We start from the raw sequence: 16,251 nt of genomic DNA, 5'->3' as shown, positions 1-16,251 counted from the left end.
ACGAACGACCATTACATCAACTCGTTTATGCGAATTCTGCCTCGGGTCCCGTCTAGAGGTGCGGAGCACTGTTACCTGTGACCGCATAGCATAGGGTGAGTCGGAGTGAGGGGAACGGTGTCCGGCGAACGTGGGGCGTACGTGCCGAATCGCGCTGTCGCAAGAATCGGGAATATGTTCCGGTATCTGCGTCGCAACACGACGGATTTCGAACCGGTCACCTCCGGCTACAGACACGGTATCCTGCACTTTCGACGGATAGAGGAATGGAATCGGTAATTAGTTAGAATCCATGAATGTGTCAGGATCTGAGTATCACCGATAGTGATTTTAACCGATACTGTAGACATGGCGGGTATGAGGCACCTCCAAACGACTATGCTGAATTTCCTCTTTCCCAATATGTCGGCGTCTTTCGGCCGGGGCGCCGTCGGAGAAACGCCGGACGACGCCGCGGAGACCGACCCCGCTCGGGCGGGTTTCTCGGCGACGGCGGGGGCGGACGCTGACCGGTCCGTCTCCACCGGAGGTTCACGATGACACGCTCGCCCTTCTCGGGGGCGCTCGTCCCGCTACTGGTGGCCGCACTGGTCGTCCTGTCCGCCGTTTCGCTCCCCGTCGCCGGTGCGTCCGCGGCGGTGACAACCGAAGGCGGAGCGGCGACTTCGAGCGCTCAGGTGACGACGGTGGACACCGCCCAGACGAACGAGACGCAGGAGACGGAAACGGCCGCCTCGGACGGCTCCGCGGGGGCGGACTCTTTCGACATCTCTCTCGGTTCCGATAGGACGGTCAAGATAGGCGAGAAACCCCGATTCGAAGCGGAATCGACCGGGGGGACCGGATACGTCAGTTACTCGTGGAACCACGACATCGACGGCACCTACTCTCAGGAGTCCGACGACGGGACGGCCCTCCAGTTCGATTCGGTCGTCGTCCCCGGTAACTACACGGTCACGGTGACCGCGACCGACGACACGGGCCAGTCCGTCAGCGACACGGTCAACGTCACGGTGACCCGGGCGTTCGGCGACGTGCAGAAAATCGAATCCGGTCAGCAAGTGTCCGGCGACGACATCGACGGCGTCTACTCCCTCGAAGCGGAGAAGGGAGAGGCCGTCGGCGTTGTCGCGGGCGGCGGCATGCGACAGGCGATACTCTACGACAAGGACGGCCAGCGGATACGGTCCATCACGCGAGGCCCCGACACCACCATGGAGGGAACGATCGCGGACTACTCGGGTCCCTACTACATCGCGATAACCTCCTCCTCCGACAACTACGCGGAGGTGACCGCCTACACCCGCAGTCAGGAGGCGTCCGAACCGAACCAAGGTCGGTCGCAGGCGGCCGCAATCGGTGCGAACGGGAACACGACCAGTATTCTCACGCGCTCGGACGACGTCGATTGGTACGCCGTCGAGGCGGGGGAAGGTAACCTGAACGTCTCCGCGGAGCTGTCCGTCCACGCCCTCTATCAGGGTGACTTCGGGCTCCAGATCTACACCGCCGACGGACGTCCGATCGGAACGGTGGAACCGTCCGATATGAGCGCGACGAACGAGACGTTCGCGTACGGCGGGGGCGGCACGTTCGAGGCGGAGCAGTCCGCCCGGATTACGGACGCCGGGACCTACTACATCCGCGTGGCGAGACCGGACACGGGGCGTGAGTTCAACGTCGGCTTCACCGAGTACGACCTGACGGTGGACGCGACGGAACCCACGGAGGACGACACCAACGCGACTCAGACTTCGACGTCTACCCCGGCTTCGACTCCGACCCGGACACCCTCGGACTCGACGCAGACTCCGGCTTCGACCGAGACGGCGGACCCGACGGAGACGGCGACCACGACAGAAACCGCGGGGTCGGATTCGTCGCAGACGGACGCGGGAGACTCGACGGACTCGTCGTCGGCTGATTCGTCTTCCTCGTCCTCGTCGGATTCGTCCTCGTCGGCTGACTCGTCTTCCTCGACATCGGCGGATTCGTCTTCGTCGGCAGATTCCTCCTCCTCGACGTCGGAGCGGACGGACGCGGCCGCCACTTCGACGCCGACGCAGAACGCTACGTCTACGCCGACGCGGAACGCTACGTCTACGGCGACCGAAACGCCGTCGTCCGCGTCCGAAACCGCTCAGCCGGCGACTGCCGAGGTGACGCCGGCCCCGGAGGAGACGGCGACTCCGAATTCGACGACCGAGGCGACGGAAGAGACGGCCACGGCGACGGCGAGCACGGACCGGTCGAGGGGCGGCCTGAGCGGGTTGTTCGACCAGGTCAAGGCCCTGTTCGGTCGGCTCCTCCGCATCTAACGGAGACCGCCCGACGTACTTCTTCTCTGGCGTAACGGGCGCTTCCCGTCGTTCGATTCCTCGGTCGTGATTGATTCCGGGCGATTTCACGTCCGAACGCGGAGACGTAGCGGTCGATGTCGCCCTCCGGGCCCTCTCCCCGTGCGGTACTCGGATCGCTCGCTGGGTCGTTTCCCTCGTCTACGGCGTCGCCTTCACGGGCGACGACGCGGCGGCCGACGCCGACGAGGGTTCATCTCAGATCCGTAACAGTTAGGGAACGTCGTTCGAAACGGACTTCCGCTCTATGCCCTCCACTACCGCTGACGCCGCCATCGAGGCGACGGACCTGCGAAAGACGTACAGTTCGGCGGTCGCTCTCGACGGCGTGTCGCTGTCGATTCCGAGCGGAACCGTCTACGGGTTCCTCGGGCCGAACGGCGCGGGGAAGACGACCACGATGCGGCTTTTGACCGGCCTCTCCCGGCCGTCGTCGGGCACCGTCCGCGTCTGCGGCGTCCCCTCGACCGACCGGCGCGAACTCGCCCCCCTCGTCGGCTACCTCCCCGAGACGCCGCCCCTGTACGAGGAGTTCAGCGCCCGCGAACAGCTCGAATACGTCGCCGACCTCCGGGACGTGCCGCGCGAGGACGCCCGCCGTCGCATCGAGGAGTCCCTCGACCAGTTCGACCTGACCGCCGACGCCGACCGGCGCATCGGCACCTATTCGAAGGGGATGCGGCAGAAGACCGCCTTCGCACAGAGCGTCCTACACGACCCGGACGTCCTGTTCTTGGACGAACCCACCGCCGGACTCGACCCGAAGGCCGTCCGGCGCATCCGCGAGTTCGTCGTCGAGTTCGCCGACTCCGGCGCGACGGTGTTCCTCTCGACGCACATCCTCTCTATCGTGGAAGCGGTCGCCGACGAGGTGGGCGTCCTCTTCGACGGTCGAGTCGTCGCCGAGGGGTCGCCCGAGATGGTGACGTCCCGCGCCGAGGCGGGCGAGAACGCGTCGCTCGAAGACGCCTTCCTCGAAATCACCGGCGACCGAGACGGCCCTCGGCCGGCCGGGGCCGAAGAATGAGTCTCCGACGAGACGTCCGCCACGGGATGCGCATCGCGCGCGCGGAGTTCCGCCGGAGCGTCAGGCAGATCCTCGGAAACAACCGCCGCCTCCTCGGAGTCGGCTTCGCCGTCCTGTTCTTCGCGGTGCAACTCCTCCTCTCGCTCCCCGCCGCCTACCTCGCCGGCCGAACCGCTCGGTCGGTCGCGGCGGTTCCGTTCCTCGCCCCCGGCGCGGTGTTGCTCCCCGCGGGGTTTCTCCTCCTCGCGACCCTCCGGACGCTGGAACGCATCGGCGGCATCGAAGCCGAGGAACTGCTGTTGACCGCCGTCCACCCGCGGGCCGTCGTCGTCGGCCTCATCGGCGCGGAAGTCCGGCGACTCGCCGTCTGGCTCGGCGTCCCCGTGACGGCTCTCGCCGTCGCGTTCGCGTTCGGACTCGGGTCGCCGTCGCTCGTCGTGACGGCGGCGCTCGTCTTACTTCCGCTCGTCTGTTGGGCCGCCGTTTGGGGCTACGCCCTCGGTATCGTCGTCCTGCGCGTCCTGCGGCGACTGCCGGGCGTCCGCCGCGTCATGAAGGCCGGCGGCGTCCTCGCTCTCGTCGTCCTCGTCGTGGGGTCGCAGTTCGCCGGCCGGTACGTCGCCGAGGAGAACGTCTCCGTCGAGGGACTACTCTCCGCGGTCGCGTTCGAACCGCTGACCGACTACGTCGCCCTCGCGTTCCTCGGAACGCCGCTCTCCCGACCAGTGTCGCCCGAGGCGGTGGCGGTCCTCGCGGGACTGGTCGCGCTGACCCCCGTCGGATTGGCCGTCGCCTCCCGGCAGGCGTCCGAACTGTGGCTCTCGGACGCCCCCCGCCGGGAGCGGACACGACGGACGAGTTCCTCCTCCGGGGGGTTCGCTCCGCCGCGCCCGTTCGCGCGACCGAAATCCGCTCGCGTCGCGTGGGGAACGCTCGTCCGCACCGTCCGAAACCCGCGGGAACTCAACCACCTCCTGATGGCGGTGTTCTTCCTCGGACCGGTCGGCGGCGCGTTCGTTCCGTTCTCCGGCGACGCCCTCGGACCGTTGGCGGCCGGGGTCGGCGTCGGACTCGGGACGTACCTCGCCGGCGCGGCGTTCGGGCTGAACCCCCTCGGCGACGACCGGCCGCAGTTACCCCTGTTGTTGCTCACGAGGACGCCGACGCGGACGCTCGTTCACGGTCGGATGCTCGCCGGTCTCACGGTCGGCGTCCCCGTGGCGGTTCTCGTCCCCCTCGCGTCCGTCGCCGTCGGTGCGCCCCCGGCGTACGCACTCGCCTTCGCGGTGGCCGGCGTCGGACTGTGTCTCGCCGCCGCCGCGTTCGCCGTCGGCGTCGGCGCGGCGTACCCCGTCTACGAGGAGCGCGAGTTCTGGGGCGCAGAAACCGTCGTCCCCTCGACGCTCGTGATGATGACGTACCTGTTCGTCGTCGGCGGCGGCACGACCGTCGGCTTGGTCACCCTCTGGTTCACGCTCGCCGGTCACCTCGCCGCGACTCCCGCGTTGGTCGTGGGCGTCGGCGCGTACCTCCTGTTGACGTGCGGCGTCTCGTACGGGTCGTACCGGTACGCGGTTCGACGGTACCGCGACTACACGTTCGACTGACCGGCGAACGCGTTCGAACTCGTCGGCGTTCGGGGCGGGCTTACTCCCCTTCGCCTTCAAGTTCGGTCACTCGCCGTTCGAGGCGCGTAATCCGCTCCTCGTAGCCGCGCTTACCGTCCAAGAAGTTGTACACGATGATACCCAAGACGGGCAGTACGACGTACATCGTCAGCATCAGGAGGGGGACGACGAGTTCGGGACCGCCCGGCAGTCCGGAAACGAACAGGGGGACCGTACCTCGGCGTACGGTTGGATACCGTATACGCTTCGAGAGCGGTCGCGGGGCGGGATTCGAGGACGGAACGTGAGGGAACATTCCGACCGCAATTACCGCGGCCGTTACGACCGTTCTCACCCGGTTACAGCGCTCCTAACCTCGCTCTCCCGGAGGAAGACGGCGACCGCTCCGGCGTGAAGTGCGCCTCCGAGTGCGCTTCCCACCGGACCGACGAGGGGGACGTTCCCGAGCAGATGGTTCGCGAGTCCGAGGACGACGACGCCCAACAGCGTCCACCCGCGTCCGTCGGCGAGAGGCGGCCAATACGCGGCCGAGCAGAGGACGGAAGTGGCGGTGCGACCTCCATTTGAGGTGACTATGCAGGCATACGAAGTCCGAGAACCCGACGCCGACTACGGGGGCGTCGTCGAAGTCGAACGCGACCGACCAACGCCGGATGCGGACGAAGCACTCGTCCGAATTCACGCGTGTTCGCTGAACTACCGCGATTTGGCGATTGCGAACCCCGAACTCACCTACCCCGGTACGAGTCTGCCGGTGATCCCGCTCTCCGACGGGGCGGGCGAGGTGGTCGAAGTCGGCGAGGACGTGGACCGCCTCTCCGAGGGCGACCGGGTGGCGACGCCGTTCGCGCCCGACTGGGTCGACGGGCCGTTCGCGCAGGAGAAGGCGACGCGGACGACTGGCGGGAACGTCGACGGGGCGTTGGCGCAGTACGTCACGTTCCCCGCCGAGAGCCTCCCGGTCCTGCCCGACTACCTCTCCTACGAGGAGGGGGCGACGCTCTCGTGTGCCGGCCTCACCGCGTGGCGCGCACTGATCGAGAACGGGAACCTCCGGGCCGACGAGACGGTTCTCGCACTCGGCACCGGCGGCGTCTCGACGTTCGCCCTCCAGTTCGCCTCAATGCGCGGCGCGCGGGTGGTGGTCACCTCCTCCAGCGACGAGAAGCTCGCCCGCGCCCGCGAACTCGGCGCCGACGAGACGATAAACTACGAGGAGACGCCCGAGTGGGGGGACGTCGTTCAGGAACGAACGGGCGGCGCGGACCACGTCGTCGAAGTCGGCGGCCCCGGAACGCTCGAACGGTCGTTGCAGGCGGCGGGGATCGGCGGCCACGTCCACCTCATCGGCGTCCTCGCCGGTCCCGAGGGGAACGTGAACCCCGCGCCGATTCTCCTGAAGTCGCTCGACGTCGAGGGTCTGATGGGCGTCGGCAGTCGGAAGATGTTCGACCGGATGCTCGCCGCCATGGCGGCCGAGGAGATGGAACCCGTGATCGACCGCGTGTTCGACTTCGACGGGGTGCGAGACGCCTATCGGTACGTCGAACGAGGCGAACACCAAGGGAAAGTCGTCGTCTCGGTCGAGTAGTCGGCCTCCGGTCCGACCGAAGCGGAACGCACCGGCCGAGAAGGAAAAGCGGCGCGCCGCAGACGGGGGGCGCGCCGGGTAACGTCGCCGCGGGACTTACGAGCGAGCCGTTTCGAACGGCGACCGACGGTCGCGTCCGAAACGGAGGCTCTCGGACGAGATTACTCGAGGTCGAAGCGGTCGAGCTTCATCACCTTGCTCCACGTGTCCGCGAAATCGCGCACGAACTTCTCCTCTTCGCCCGCGTAGACGTTCGAGATGGCGCGAAGTCGGGAGTTCGCCCCGAAGATGAGGTCGACTCGGGAGCCCTTCCACTCGACGTCGCCCGTCTCGCGGTCGACCAGTTCGTAGACCTCTCCGGACTCCGAGGCCTCCTCCCACTCGTAGCCCATGTCGGTCAGGTTCACGAAGAAGTCGTTGGTCAACGTCCCCGGCCGGTCGGTGAAGACGCCGAGATCGGAGTCCTGGTAGTTCGCGCCCAGCGCGCGCATGCCGCCGACCAGGACCGTCATCTCGGACGCCGTCAGGTCGAGTAGGTCGGCGTGGTCGACCAGCAGGTCCTCCGCGGGCTGGTCGTACGCGCCGCTGAAGTAGTTGCGGAACCCGTCGACCTTCGGCTTGAGCACCTCGAACGACTCCTCGTCGGTCTGCTCCTGCGTGGCGTCGGTGCGGCCGGGCTCGAACGGGATATCGATATCGTACCCGGCGTCCTCCGCGGCCTTCTCGACGGCCGCGTTACCGCCCAGCACGATGAGGTCGGCGAGCGAGACGCGCACGTCGTCGGACCGCGAGCCGTTGAACTCCTCCTGAATCGCTTCGTAGGTCGAAAGCACCGTCTCCAGCTGCGCGGGCTCGTTGACCTCCCAGCTCTTCTGGGGTTCGAGGCGGATGTGAGCGCCGTTCGCGCCGCCGCGCTTGTCGCTGTCGCGGTACGTCGACGCCGCCGCCCAGGCGGTCTTGACGAGTTGAGAGACGGAGAGGTCCGAATCGAGGATTTCTTCCTTGAGCTCGGCGGCCTCCTCCTCTCCGATGAGGTCGTAGTCGGCGTCCGGGAGGGGGTCCTGCCAGATGAACGTCTCCTCGGGGACGTCCGGACCGAGGAACCGTTCCTTCGGACCCATGTCGCGGTGGATGAGTTTGAACCACGCCCGCGCGAAGGCCGCTTGGAACTCCTTCGGGTCCTCGCGGAAGCGCTCGATTATCTCGCGGAACTCCGGATCCCGCTTGAGAGCGAGGTCCGACGTCATCATCATGGGGGCGTGCTTCTTCGACGGGTCGTGGGCGTCCGGCACGGTGTCGTGCGCCTCCTCATCGACCGGCTCCCACTGCTTCGCCCCGGCGGGACTCTCCGTCAGCTCCCACTCGTAGTCGAGCAGGTTGTCGAGGTAGGAGGTGTCCCACATCGTCGGCCAGGCGTTCCACGCGCCCTCGATGCCGCTGGTGGTCGTGTCGGGGCCCTTGCCGGAGTCGGTCCAGCCGAGACCCTGGTCCTCGATCGGAGACGCTTCGGGCTCGGGGCCGAGGTCCCCGTCGGAGGCACCGTGGGACTTGCCGAACGTGTGTCCGCCGGCGATGAGCGCGGCCGTCTCCTCGTCGCTCATCGCCATGCGGCCGAACGCCTTCCGGATGTTCTCCGCCGACGCGAGCGGGTCCGGATTACCGTTCGGCCCCTCGGGGTCCACGTAGATGAGGCCCATCACGGTGGCACCGAGCGGTTCGTCGAGCTCGCCGTCCTCGTCGAAGCGTTCGTCCTGCGGCGCTTCCCACTCCGTCTCGGGGCCCCAGTAGACGGCCTCGTCGGGCTCGAACTCGTCCTCGCGCCCGCCGGCCCAGCCGAGCGTCTCCATCCCCATCGATTCGAGGGCGGTGTTCCCGGCGAGGACGATCAGATCGGCCCACGAGAGCTTGCGGCCGTACTTCTGCTTTATCGGCTCCAACAGACGGCGAGCCTTGTCGAGGCTCACGTTGTCGGGCCAGCTGTTGAGGGGCGCGAAGCGCTGGTTCCCGCCGGACGCGCCGCCGCGGCCGTCCACCGTGCGGTACGTACCGGCGCTGTGCCACGCCATGCGGATGAAGAGCGGCCCATAGTGGCCGTAGTCGGCGGGCCACCAGTCCTGCGACGTCGTCATCAGGTCCTTCAGGTCCGCCTTCACCTCGTCGAGGTCGAGCGTCTGGAACTCCTCGGCGTAGTCGAAGTCCTCGCCGTACGGACCGACGTTCTCGGCGTTCTGGTCGAGGACGTCTAACTTCAGCTTGTTCGGCCACCACTCGTGATTGCGCTTGCGTTTGTTTTCAGACATCAGTTATCTCTCCTAGTTCGAAATGTACGAGTATCGCTTATGAACTCTACGATAATTCTTCGTCTCACAGTTCTAATTGTCTTCACTAAGAAAGAGGAGTTCGGGGCTCCTAAAATTATCTTTAGCAAATGACAACCGAGTTCTCACCGAGCGTAACGTGCGGACACGGCGACGACGCCGAGAGAATCAGCTGTGTATCGGGGATATACGGAGATACCGGCCGAACCTACATCGTTAGCGGTATCTCGGTCGAGTCGGATGTGTCTCGCGATAGTTATTCCGCTCCTCGAATCGTGAGGAAAGTAGATGCCGAACGACGTGAACGGAGCGATAGTTTGAGTAGTCGAACCGGGAGGTCTGGGCTGATCACAGGTGTACTCCGTGCCCCGCACTCGCTCACGTCCCCATTCGGACCGGAACCGCGGCCGAACGGACGCCCCGACCCGTCTCGATCGGCCGCGGCACGTCCGCCTACTCGACTTCGACCGCTATCAACGACATGTCGCTGCCGACCGCCTCCTCGACGGCCTCTCGGAGTTCAGCCCGCGACTGCGGGCGGTAGCCGTCGATTCCGAAGCTCTCGGCGAAGGTGACCAAGTCGGGGTTCGACAACCCCGTCCCGAACGCCTCGCCGGTGTGGTCACGTTGCTTCTCGGAGATGAGGCCGTAGTCGTCGTCCACGAAGACGACGACGGTGAACTCGCAGCCGATTCGGGTCGCCGTCTCGAGTTCGGCGGCGTTCATCAGAAAGCCGCCGTCGCCCGTCGCGGCGACGACGTTCCCGTCCGTCGCGAGGTCAGCGGCGACGCCGCCGGGGACCGAGATCCCCATCGAGGCGAGGCCGTTCGAGACGATGCAGGTGTTCGGTTCGTACGTCGGGAAGTTCTGCGCTATCGCCATCTTGTGACTCCCCACGTCGGAGAGGAGAACGTCCTCCGGGTCCATCGCCTCCCGCAGGACGGGCAGAACCCCCTGGACGGAGAAGGGTGCGGCGTCGGAGGGTTCGGCGGCCACGTCCTCGACGATGCGTTCGCGCAGGTCGGCGTACCACTCGGGGTCGAACCCCAGCTCGCTCGCCCCGCACCACTCGGTCAGCGCTTCGAGCGTTCGGCCGATGTCGGCGACCACCTCGACGGCGGGGTTGTACGCCTCGTACACCTCCGCCGGTTCGGTGTCGACGTGGACGACGGGGGTGTCGCTCCGCCCCCACTTCGCCGGGTCGTGCTCGGCGATGTCGTAGCCAACCGTGAGCACGAGGTCCGCCTGTTCGATGGCGCTGGCCGCCTCGCCGTCCGCGCCCGAATCGAGCGTCATCAGCGAGTGCTCGTCGGCGTCCGACACCGCGCCTTTGCCCATGTACGTCGAAGCGACCGGGAGGTCGGTGACGCGCACCAACTCGCGAAGCTGCGACGCCGCGTGCGTCCGAACCGCGCCGTTGCCGGCGATTATCAGCGGTCGGTCCGCCTCCCGGAGCAACTCCTTCACGCGGTCTAGCGTGTCCGCGTCGGGGGCGGCGAAGCGAACGTCCTCCCGGACGGGAAGCGGACGCGCCTCCGTCTCCTCGGCCGCCACGTCCTCGGGGAGTTCGAGGTGGGTCGCGCCGGGTTTCTCGTACTCGGCGACTTTGAACGCCTTGCGGACCGACTCGTGGATGATGTCCGGGTCGTCCAGTTGGGTGTTCCACTTCGTCACCGACTCGTAGATTCTGACGACGTTGATGGCCTGGTGGCTCTCCTTGTGGAGTCGTTCGAGTCCGCCCTGGGCGGTGACGGCCACCAGCGGACTCTTGTCGCGGTGGGCGTCGGCGACGCCCGTGAGCAGGTTGGTCGCGCCCGGACCGAGCGTCGAGAGGCAGACGCCCGCCTCGCCCGTCAACCGGCCGTGGACGTCGGCCATGAACGCGGCCCCCTGTTCGTGCCGAACCGGGACGAACGTCACGTCCGAGTCGCGGAGCGAAAACAGGAGGTCCTCCGTCTCCTCGCCGGGGATGCCGAAGACGTGTTCGACGCCCTCGCGTTCCAGACACTCGACGAACAGGTCGGACGCCTTCATTCGACCCACACCGTCTTCTCGTTGAGGAACTCCTTGATTCCGACCTCGGAGAGCTCGCGCCCGTAGCCCGACTCCTTGACCCCGCCGAACGGCACGCGGGGGTCGGACTTCACCAGCTGGTTGACGTAGACGCACCCGGCGTTTATCCGGCGGGCGAGGCGTTCTCCGCGTTCGCGGTCCTCGGTCCAGACGCTCGCGCCGAGGCCGAACTGGGTGTCGTTGGCCTTCTCGACCGCCTCCTCCTCGTCCGACACCTCGTAGACGGTGGCGACCGGACCGAACATCTCCTCGGTGTCGGCGGGGCACCCCTCGGGCACGTCGGTCAGGACGGTCGGCGGGTAGTACGCCCCCTCTCGGTCCATCGGTTCGCCGCCGAGGGCGACGTTCGCACCGGCTTCGACGCTCTCCTCGACCTGTTCGTGGAGGTCCTCCAACAGACTCTCCTTCGCCTGCGGGCCGACGTCAGTCTCCTCGTCCGTCGGATCGCCGACGACGTAGGAGTCTATCTCCTCGACGAACCGGTCGAGGAACTCGTCGTAGACGGCCTCGTGGACGACGAAGCGCTTGGCGGCGATGCAGGACTGGCCGCCGTTCTGGTTGCGGGCCCACGCGCCGGTTTCGACGGCGTCGTCGAGGTCGGCGTCGTCCAAGACGACGTAGGGGTCGCTCCCGCCGAGTTCGAGGACGGTCTTCTTCAGGTTCTCCCCGGCGGCGGCGGCGACTGCGCGGCCCGCCGGTCCGCTTCCGGTGAGCGTCGCCGCGCGAACTCGGTCGTCTTCGACGATGTCGTCCACGAGGTCCGAGGGAATCAGGAGCGACTGGAAGACGTCCTCCGGGTACCCTGCCTCGCGGAACACCTCCTCTATGGCCTTCGCGCACCCCGGCACGTTCGAGGCGTGCTTCAACAGGCCGACGTTGCCCGCCGTCACGTACGGCGCCGCGAACCTGAACACCTGCCAGAAGGGGAAGTTCCACGGCATGACCGCCAGCACCGGCCCGATGGGTTCGTAGACGGTCTTGACCGTCGAACCCGACGGACTCGGGTGGTGTTCGGGTTCGAGGTACGCGCTGGCGTGTTCCGCGTAGTGGTCGCACGCCCACGCGCACTTCTCGACTTCCGACACCGCCTGCGTGATGGGCTTGCCCATCTCGCGGGTCATCGTCTCGGCGTACTCGCGCTTGTTCTCCCGAAGCACCTCGCCAGCCGCCTCCAGCAACTCCTCGCGTTCGCGTAGCGGGCGCTCCCGCCAGTCGTCGAACGCGTCCGTCGCCCTCCCGAGGGCGTCGTCCACGTCCTCCTCCGTCTGTGTCTCGTACGTCTCTACCTCCTCTCCGGTCGCGGGATTGACGACGTCCATCCCCGAGTAGTTCCGGCTCGACGCGCTTAACTTCCATCTCGTACTATCGTAATAAATACCGCAGAGCGGACAGTCTCCGTTTCGGTCGTATCCCCGTCGCCCGGTAGAATTGCACGAGATTCGAACTTCTAACGTCTCCTCGTCAACGGCGACGAAGTTCGCGGTGACGGTGATGAATTAGAGACCCGCGAAAACGACCACTACGAAGGATATCCGGCGGAACGACGACAACCTGCGTCGAACCGCTTTTCAGAGCGGAAAGCGGAATAAATTGCCGAGAAATACGGTGAAAATGCGGAGAACTGCCGTGTCGCGGTATACTTCTCTGCCTCTCTGAGGCAGAATATGTACTTATGGATCTATCATTCGAGTTCCACTTAGATGTGGACAACGTACAATACTGCACCGCCTCCGCTGGGGACGCCCCGGCCCGTTCGTCCTCTGGACCGCATCTGATCGCCCGGTCGTTACAGATGTAGGAGCGTAATAGAACGCGGTGACGTTCTGCTTCGAGTCCCGTCCGAATACCGCCTTCCGTTAACCATCGGTGAACAGCGACCCCGTACGACCCGGCCGTCTCCCTCCTCTCGGGTGGCTCAATGACTCCCAAACGCGGCGGAGGGACGAACGAGGTGCGTCTCTCGGAACCGGTCGAACACCGTTCTCCGTCGGCGAACGATTCAGGCGGTGCGAACTTCCTTCTCGATGGTCTTCGCGGCGGAGACGACGAGTCCGACCACCTCCTCCTCCAACCGCTTTCCGGACATGATTTCGATGTCGCCCGTGACGCTCACCGACCCGACGGGCGAGTGGTCGCTGGCGAGAACCGGCGACGCCACGCACTGGACGCCTTCGATGAACTCCTCGCGGTCGAACGCGACTCGCTTGTCGCGTATCGACTGCAACTCCTCTTTGAGGACCGTTCGGTCCGTTATCGTCTTCTCCGTGAACGCCGCCAACCCCGTCCGCTCGATCATCTCGTCGCGTTCGTCGTCGTCGAGGTAGGCGAATATCGACTTCCCGCCGGCGGTGGCGTGAAGCGGAGCCACCTTCCCCTCCAACCGTTCCTCGGAGGCCATCCCCTCCGGTTCGACCCGAAGCGCGTAGATGCCGCGGTCGTTCTCGCGCGCGATAAAGTTCGTGGTGTGGCCCGTCGTCTCCGCGAGTTCGGTCACCACTCTCTCGGCGACGGTGAGCGGAAGCCGTTTGCGGGCCTCCGTTCCCAGCATGAGAAACTGGAGGCTCAGGTGGTACTCGTCGCCCTCTCGGACCAGGTAGCCGAGTCGAGAGAGGGTCTGGACGTGCTTGTAGACGGCGCTCTTCGAGAGACCGACCTCCCGGGCGAGTTCGCTGATGCCCGCGCTCCCGTCCGTCTGAATCTGCTCTAAGATCTGAAAGCAGGTGGCGATCGATTTGATCCGAATCTGTTCGTCGGCCATGGCGGTATCTCGGCGCAGGCGCGGAAAAGTCGTTCGCTATCAGTAAACATTCGGAGGGATCTGATGCAGTCGATAGTGATATTCCGCTCGACCGATGGGGCGAACGGACGGATCGACGGGGAAATCCCGCCGAATCGTTCTCCGCTGGTGAACGGCTCTCGCCGGCCGCTCGATTTCGGGTATGGAGAACGTTTATGTATTATCACTAAGGATGTTGTGCTGGTGATCGGCGTACCGCAGTACGCGGTTTCGGTCCGCTGAGTCGGAGAGCCTCGGCAACGGAACCGACCGTTCGGCGGCGAGACACCCACCGGTACCGTTCGCACACTCCGGCGGTAACCGGTACGACTGCGCCTTCGAAGGCGCGCCTGCGGAACAACTATGAAATCGGACACCCAATCCACGAGGCGAGATGAAGCAACGATGAACCAGATCGTCGATTACGAACTCTTCGAGGTACCCCCTCGATGGCTGTTCCTCCGGGTGGAAACGGCCGACGGAACCGTCGGCTGGGGCGAACCGGTCGTCGAAGGTCGGTCCCACACGGTCCGCGCCGCCGTCGAGGAACTGATGGACAACCACCTCCTCGGCGAACCGGTGAACCCGATCGAGGACCACTGGCAGACAATGTACCGGGGCGGGTTCTACCGCGGCGGCCCCGTCCTGATGTCGGCCATCGCCGGCATCGACCAAGCGCTTTGGGACATCAAAGGGAAGAGTCTCGGCGCGCCGGTGTACGAACTCCTCGGCGGCGCGGCGCGCGACAGCATCCGCGTTTACCAGTGGATCGGCGGCGACCGACCGTCCGAGGTGGCCGAGGAGGCCACACAGAAGGTTGATGCGGGCTTCTCGGCGCTGAAGATGAACGCCACCGAGGAACTGGAACGCGTCGACAACCCGGCGACGGTCGAGGCCGCGGTGGATCGACTCCGGAAGGTTCGGGAGGCCGTCGGCGACGGCGTCGACATCGGCGTCGACTTCCACGGCCGAGTGACGAAGCCGATGGCCAAGCGCCTCGCGAAGGCCCTCGAACCGTACGACCCCATGTTCATCGAGGAACCGGTCCTCCCCGAACACAACGACGCGCTTCCGGACATCGCCGCCCACACCACGATTCCCATCGCCACCGGCGAGCGGATGTACTCCCGGTGGGACTTCAAGGAGGTGTTCGAGGACGGGTCCGTGGACGTGATCCAACCGGACCTCTCGCACGCTGGCGGCATCACCGAGGTGAAGAAGATAGCGAGCATGGCCGAGGCGTACGACGTGGCCCTCGCGCCGCACTGTCCGCTCGGACCCATCGCCCTCGCGTCGTGCGTGCAGGTGGACGCCTGCACGCCGAACGCGCTCATCCAAGAGCAGAGCCTCAACATCCACTACAACGAGACGTCGGACGTGCTCGACTACCTCGAAGACCCGACCGTCTTCGAGTACGACAACGGGTACGTGTCGGTCCCCGACGCGCCGGGCCTCGGCATCGAGATAAACGAGGAGTACGTCCGCGAACAGTCCGAGAAGACCGTCAACTGGCACAACCCCATCTGGCGGCACGAGGACGGCAGCATCACCGAGTGGTAACCCCCGACGCTCGTTCTCTTCCGCTTTCTGCTCGAAATTTATTTACGGACCCCCTCGTACGCTGTGCACACGCATGACAGCGCCTACTCCGACAGCGAACGCGGTCGAAGGCAGACACGAGGACAGGGTGGTTCTGGTCACCGGTTCGACGCGCGGCATCGGCGAGGGAGTCGCCCGTCGGTTCGCGGCCGAGGGGGCGTCCGTCGTCGTCAACGGCCGGTCACGGGACGCCGGCGAGGCGGTGGCCGACTCCATCCGCGAGGACGGGGGGGAGGCCACGTTCGTCCCGGCGGACATGCGCGACGCCGCCGAGATAGAGGCGCTACTCGAACACGCCGTCGACGAGTACGGCCGTATCGACGTCCTCGTGAACAACGCGGGCGTCCAGACGGAGACGACGGCCGAGGACGCGACGATGGACGACTGGGAGTTCGTCGTCGAGACGGACTTCCGCTCGTTTTGGCTCTGTTCGAAACACGCGGCCGAACGGATGCCGGAGGGCGGGCGCATCGTCAACATGTCGTCGAACCACGCCTACCTCACGATGCCGGGACTGTTCCCCTACAACGCCGTCAAGGCTGGCATAAACGGGATGACGCGGGCGCTGGCGTTGGAACTCGGCCCCCGCGGCATCACGGTCAACACCATCAACCCGGGGTGGATAGAGATCACGCGGACGAAGGAGGAACTCGGCGACCGGTACGAGTACACCGAGGACATCCACCCCGTCGGCCGCCTCGGGACGCCGGCGGACGTCGCCGGGGTAGCCGCCTTCCTCGCCAGCGAGGACGCCTCGTTCGTCACCGGCGAGAGCATCCTCGTGGACGGCGGGCGGACGGCCGTCATGCAGGACGAAATCTACCGCGACTACCGAACGCGGGCGGAGTGATACCCCGAAAGAAAAGGTCGAACCGGTCGTCG

The 16,251-nt window shown here is 66.0% G+C and carries 12 protein-coding genes; 6 read left to right on the top strand and 6 right to left on the bottom strand.

Annotated features, from left to right (window positions below; all coding sequences use genetic code 11):
• Window positions 1-536: 536 nt before the first annotated feature.
• The 3 genes from ACZ522_RS02910 (at window position 537) to ACZ522_RS02900 (ending at window position 4,991) form a co-directional block, all read left to right on the top strand.
• On the top strand, window positions 537-2,318 hold the full coding sequence (locus ACZ522_RS02910) for a hypothetical protein (protein WP_379695012.1): 1,782 nt from the start codon (window positions 537-539) through the stop codon (window positions 2,316-2,318).
• Window positions 2,319-2,604: 286 nt separating this feature from the next.
• Window positions 2,605-3,384: an ABC transporter ATP-binding protein gene (locus ACZ522_RS02905; protein ID WP_379695014.1), complete on the top strand. Its 780-nt coding sequence runs from the start codon at window positions 2,605-2,607 to the stop codon at window positions 3,382-3,384.
• On the top strand, window positions 3,381-4,991 hold the full coding sequence (locus ACZ522_RS02900) for a hypothetical protein (protein WP_379695016.1): 1,611 nt from the start codon (window positions 3,381-3,383) through the stop codon (window positions 4,989-4,991). The genes ACZ522_RS02905 and ACZ522_RS02900 overlap by 4 nt, the downstream gene beginning before the upstream one ends.
• A 40-nt stretch (window positions 4,992-5,031) precedes the next feature.
• Here the strand turns inward: ACZ522_RS02900 and ACZ522_RS02895 are convergent, their stop codons facing one another.
• Both ACZ522_RS02895 and ACZ522_RS02890 read right to left on the bottom strand, forming a co-directional pair.
• The gene (locus ACZ522_RS02895; RefSeq protein ID WP_379695018.1) at window positions 5,032-5,307 is read right to left on the bottom strand and encodes a hypothetical protein; all 276 of its coding nucleotides are present in this window, start codon (window positions 5,305-5,307) and stop codon (window positions 5,032-5,034) included.
• A 35-nt stretch (window positions 5,308-5,342) separates the two neighbouring features.
• A complete protein-coding gene (locus ACZ522_RS02890; protein WP_379695020.1) occupies window positions 5,343-5,495 on the bottom strand; it encodes a hypothetical protein in 153 nt (50 codons plus the stop codon).
• A 91-nt stretch (window positions 5,496-5,586) separates the two neighbouring features.
• On the opposite strand from ACZ522_RS02890, the gene ACZ522_RS02885 reads away from it, so the two are divergent.
• Window positions 5,587-6,603 carry a zinc-dependent alcohol dehydrogenase family protein gene (locus tag ACZ522_RS02885; protein ID WP_379695022.1) on the top strand — a complete coding sequence of 339 codons (1,017 nt, stop codon included), beginning with the start codon at window positions 5,587-5,589 and terminating at the stop codon, window positions 6,601-6,603.
• A gap of 161 nt (window positions 6,604-6,764) precedes the next feature.
• On the opposite strand, the gene katG is transcribed toward ACZ522_RS02885, so the two are convergent.
• From katG to ACZ522_RS02865, 4 genes are all read right to left on the bottom strand, one after another.
• Window positions 6,765-8,903, bottom strand: a complete 2,139-nt coding sequence (gene katG, locus ACZ522_RS02880) for a catalase/peroxidase HPI (protein ID WP_379695024.1) — start codon at window positions 8,901-8,903, stop codon at window positions 6,765-6,767.
• Between the two features lie 471 nt (window positions 8,904-9,374).
• A complete protein-coding gene (locus ACZ522_RS02875; protein ID WP_379695027.1) occupies window positions 9,375-10,955 on the bottom strand; it encodes an acetolactate synthase large subunit in 1,581 nt (526 codons plus the stop codon).
• Window positions 10,952-12,313 carry an NAD-dependent succinate-semialdehyde dehydrogenase gene (locus tag ACZ522_RS02870; RefSeq protein WP_379695029.1) on the bottom strand — a complete coding sequence of 454 codons (1,362 nt, stop codon included), beginning with the start codon at window positions 12,311-12,313 and terminating at the stop codon, window positions 10,952-10,954. Before ACZ522_RS02870 ends, ACZ522_RS02875 begins: the two co-directional genes overlap by 4 nt.
• Before the next feature lie 680 nt (window positions 12,314-12,993).
• Window positions 12,994-13,752 (bottom strand): IclR family transcriptional regulator, encoded by a 759-nt coding sequence (locus ACZ522_RS02865; protein WP_379695031.1) that lies wholly within the window; start codon window positions 13,750-13,752, stop codon window positions 12,994-12,996.
• A gap of 423 nt (window positions 13,753-14,175) precedes the next feature.
• Here ACZ522_RS02865 and dgoD point away from each other — a divergent pair, with 423 nt between their 5' ends.
• On the top strand, window positions 14,176-15,330 hold the full coding sequence (gene dgoD, locus ACZ522_RS02860; protein ID WP_379695033.1) for a galactonate dehydratase: 1,155 nt from the start codon (window positions 14,176-14,178) through the stop codon (window positions 15,328-15,330).
• A gap of 73 nt (window positions 15,331-15,403) precedes the next feature.
• Window positions 15,404-16,219 (top strand): SDR family NAD(P)-dependent oxidoreductase, encoded by an 816-nt coding sequence (locus tag ACZ522_RS02855; protein WP_379695035.1) that lies wholly within the window; start codon window positions 15,404-15,406, stop codon window positions 16,217-16,219.
• Window positions 16,220-16,251: the final 32 nt, after the last annotated feature.

The sequence above is a fragment of the Halopelagius fulvigenes genome (assembly GCF_055398025.1).
The sequence above is the reverse complement of the archived record's forward strand: the minus strand, read 5'-3'. Positions and strand labels throughout refer to the sequence as shown.

Coding starts and splice junctions, on each gene's coding strand:
- ACZ522_RS02870 (WP_379695029.1), bottom strand. CDS start 12,313: ATGGACGTCGTCAATCCCGCGACCGGAGAGGAGGTAGAGACGTACGAG.
- ACZ522_RS02910 (WP_379695012.1), top strand. CDS start 537: ATGACACGCTCGCCCTTCTCGGGGGCGCTCGTCCCGCTACTGGTGGCC.
- ACZ522_RS02875 (WP_379695027.1), bottom strand. CDS start 10,955: ATGAAGGCGTCCGACCTGTTCGTCGAGTGTCTGGAACGCGAGGGCGTC.
- ACZ522_RS02885 (WP_379695022.1), top strand. CDS start 5,587: ATGCAGGCATACGAAGTCCGAGAACCCGACGCCGACTACGGGGGCGTC.
- ACZ522_RS02895 (WP_379695018.1), bottom strand. CDS start 5,307: ATGTTCCCTCACGTTCCGTCCTCGAATCCCGCCCCGCGACCGCTCTCG.
- ACZ522_RS02855 (WP_379695035.1), top strand. CDS start 15,404: ATGACAGCGCCTACTCCGACAGCGAACGCGGTCGAAGGCAGACACGAG.
- dgoD (WP_379695033.1), top strand. CDS start 14,176: ATGAACCAGATCGTCGATTACGAACTCTTCGAGGTACCCCCTCGATGG.
- ACZ522_RS02865 (WP_379695031.1), bottom strand. CDS start 13,752: ATGGCCGACGAACAGATTCGGATCAAATCGATCGCCACCTGCTTTCAG.
- katG (WP_379695024.1), bottom strand. CDS start 8,903: ATGTCTGAAAACAAACGCAAGCGCAATCACGAGTGGTGGCCGAACAAG.
- ACZ522_RS02900 (WP_379695016.1), top strand. CDS start 3,381: ATGAGTCTCCGACGAGACGTCCGCCACGGGATGCGCATCGCGCGCGCG.
- ACZ522_RS02905 (WP_379695014.1), top strand. CDS start 2,605: ATGCCCTCCACTACCGCTGACGCCGCCATCGAGGCGACGGACCTGCGA.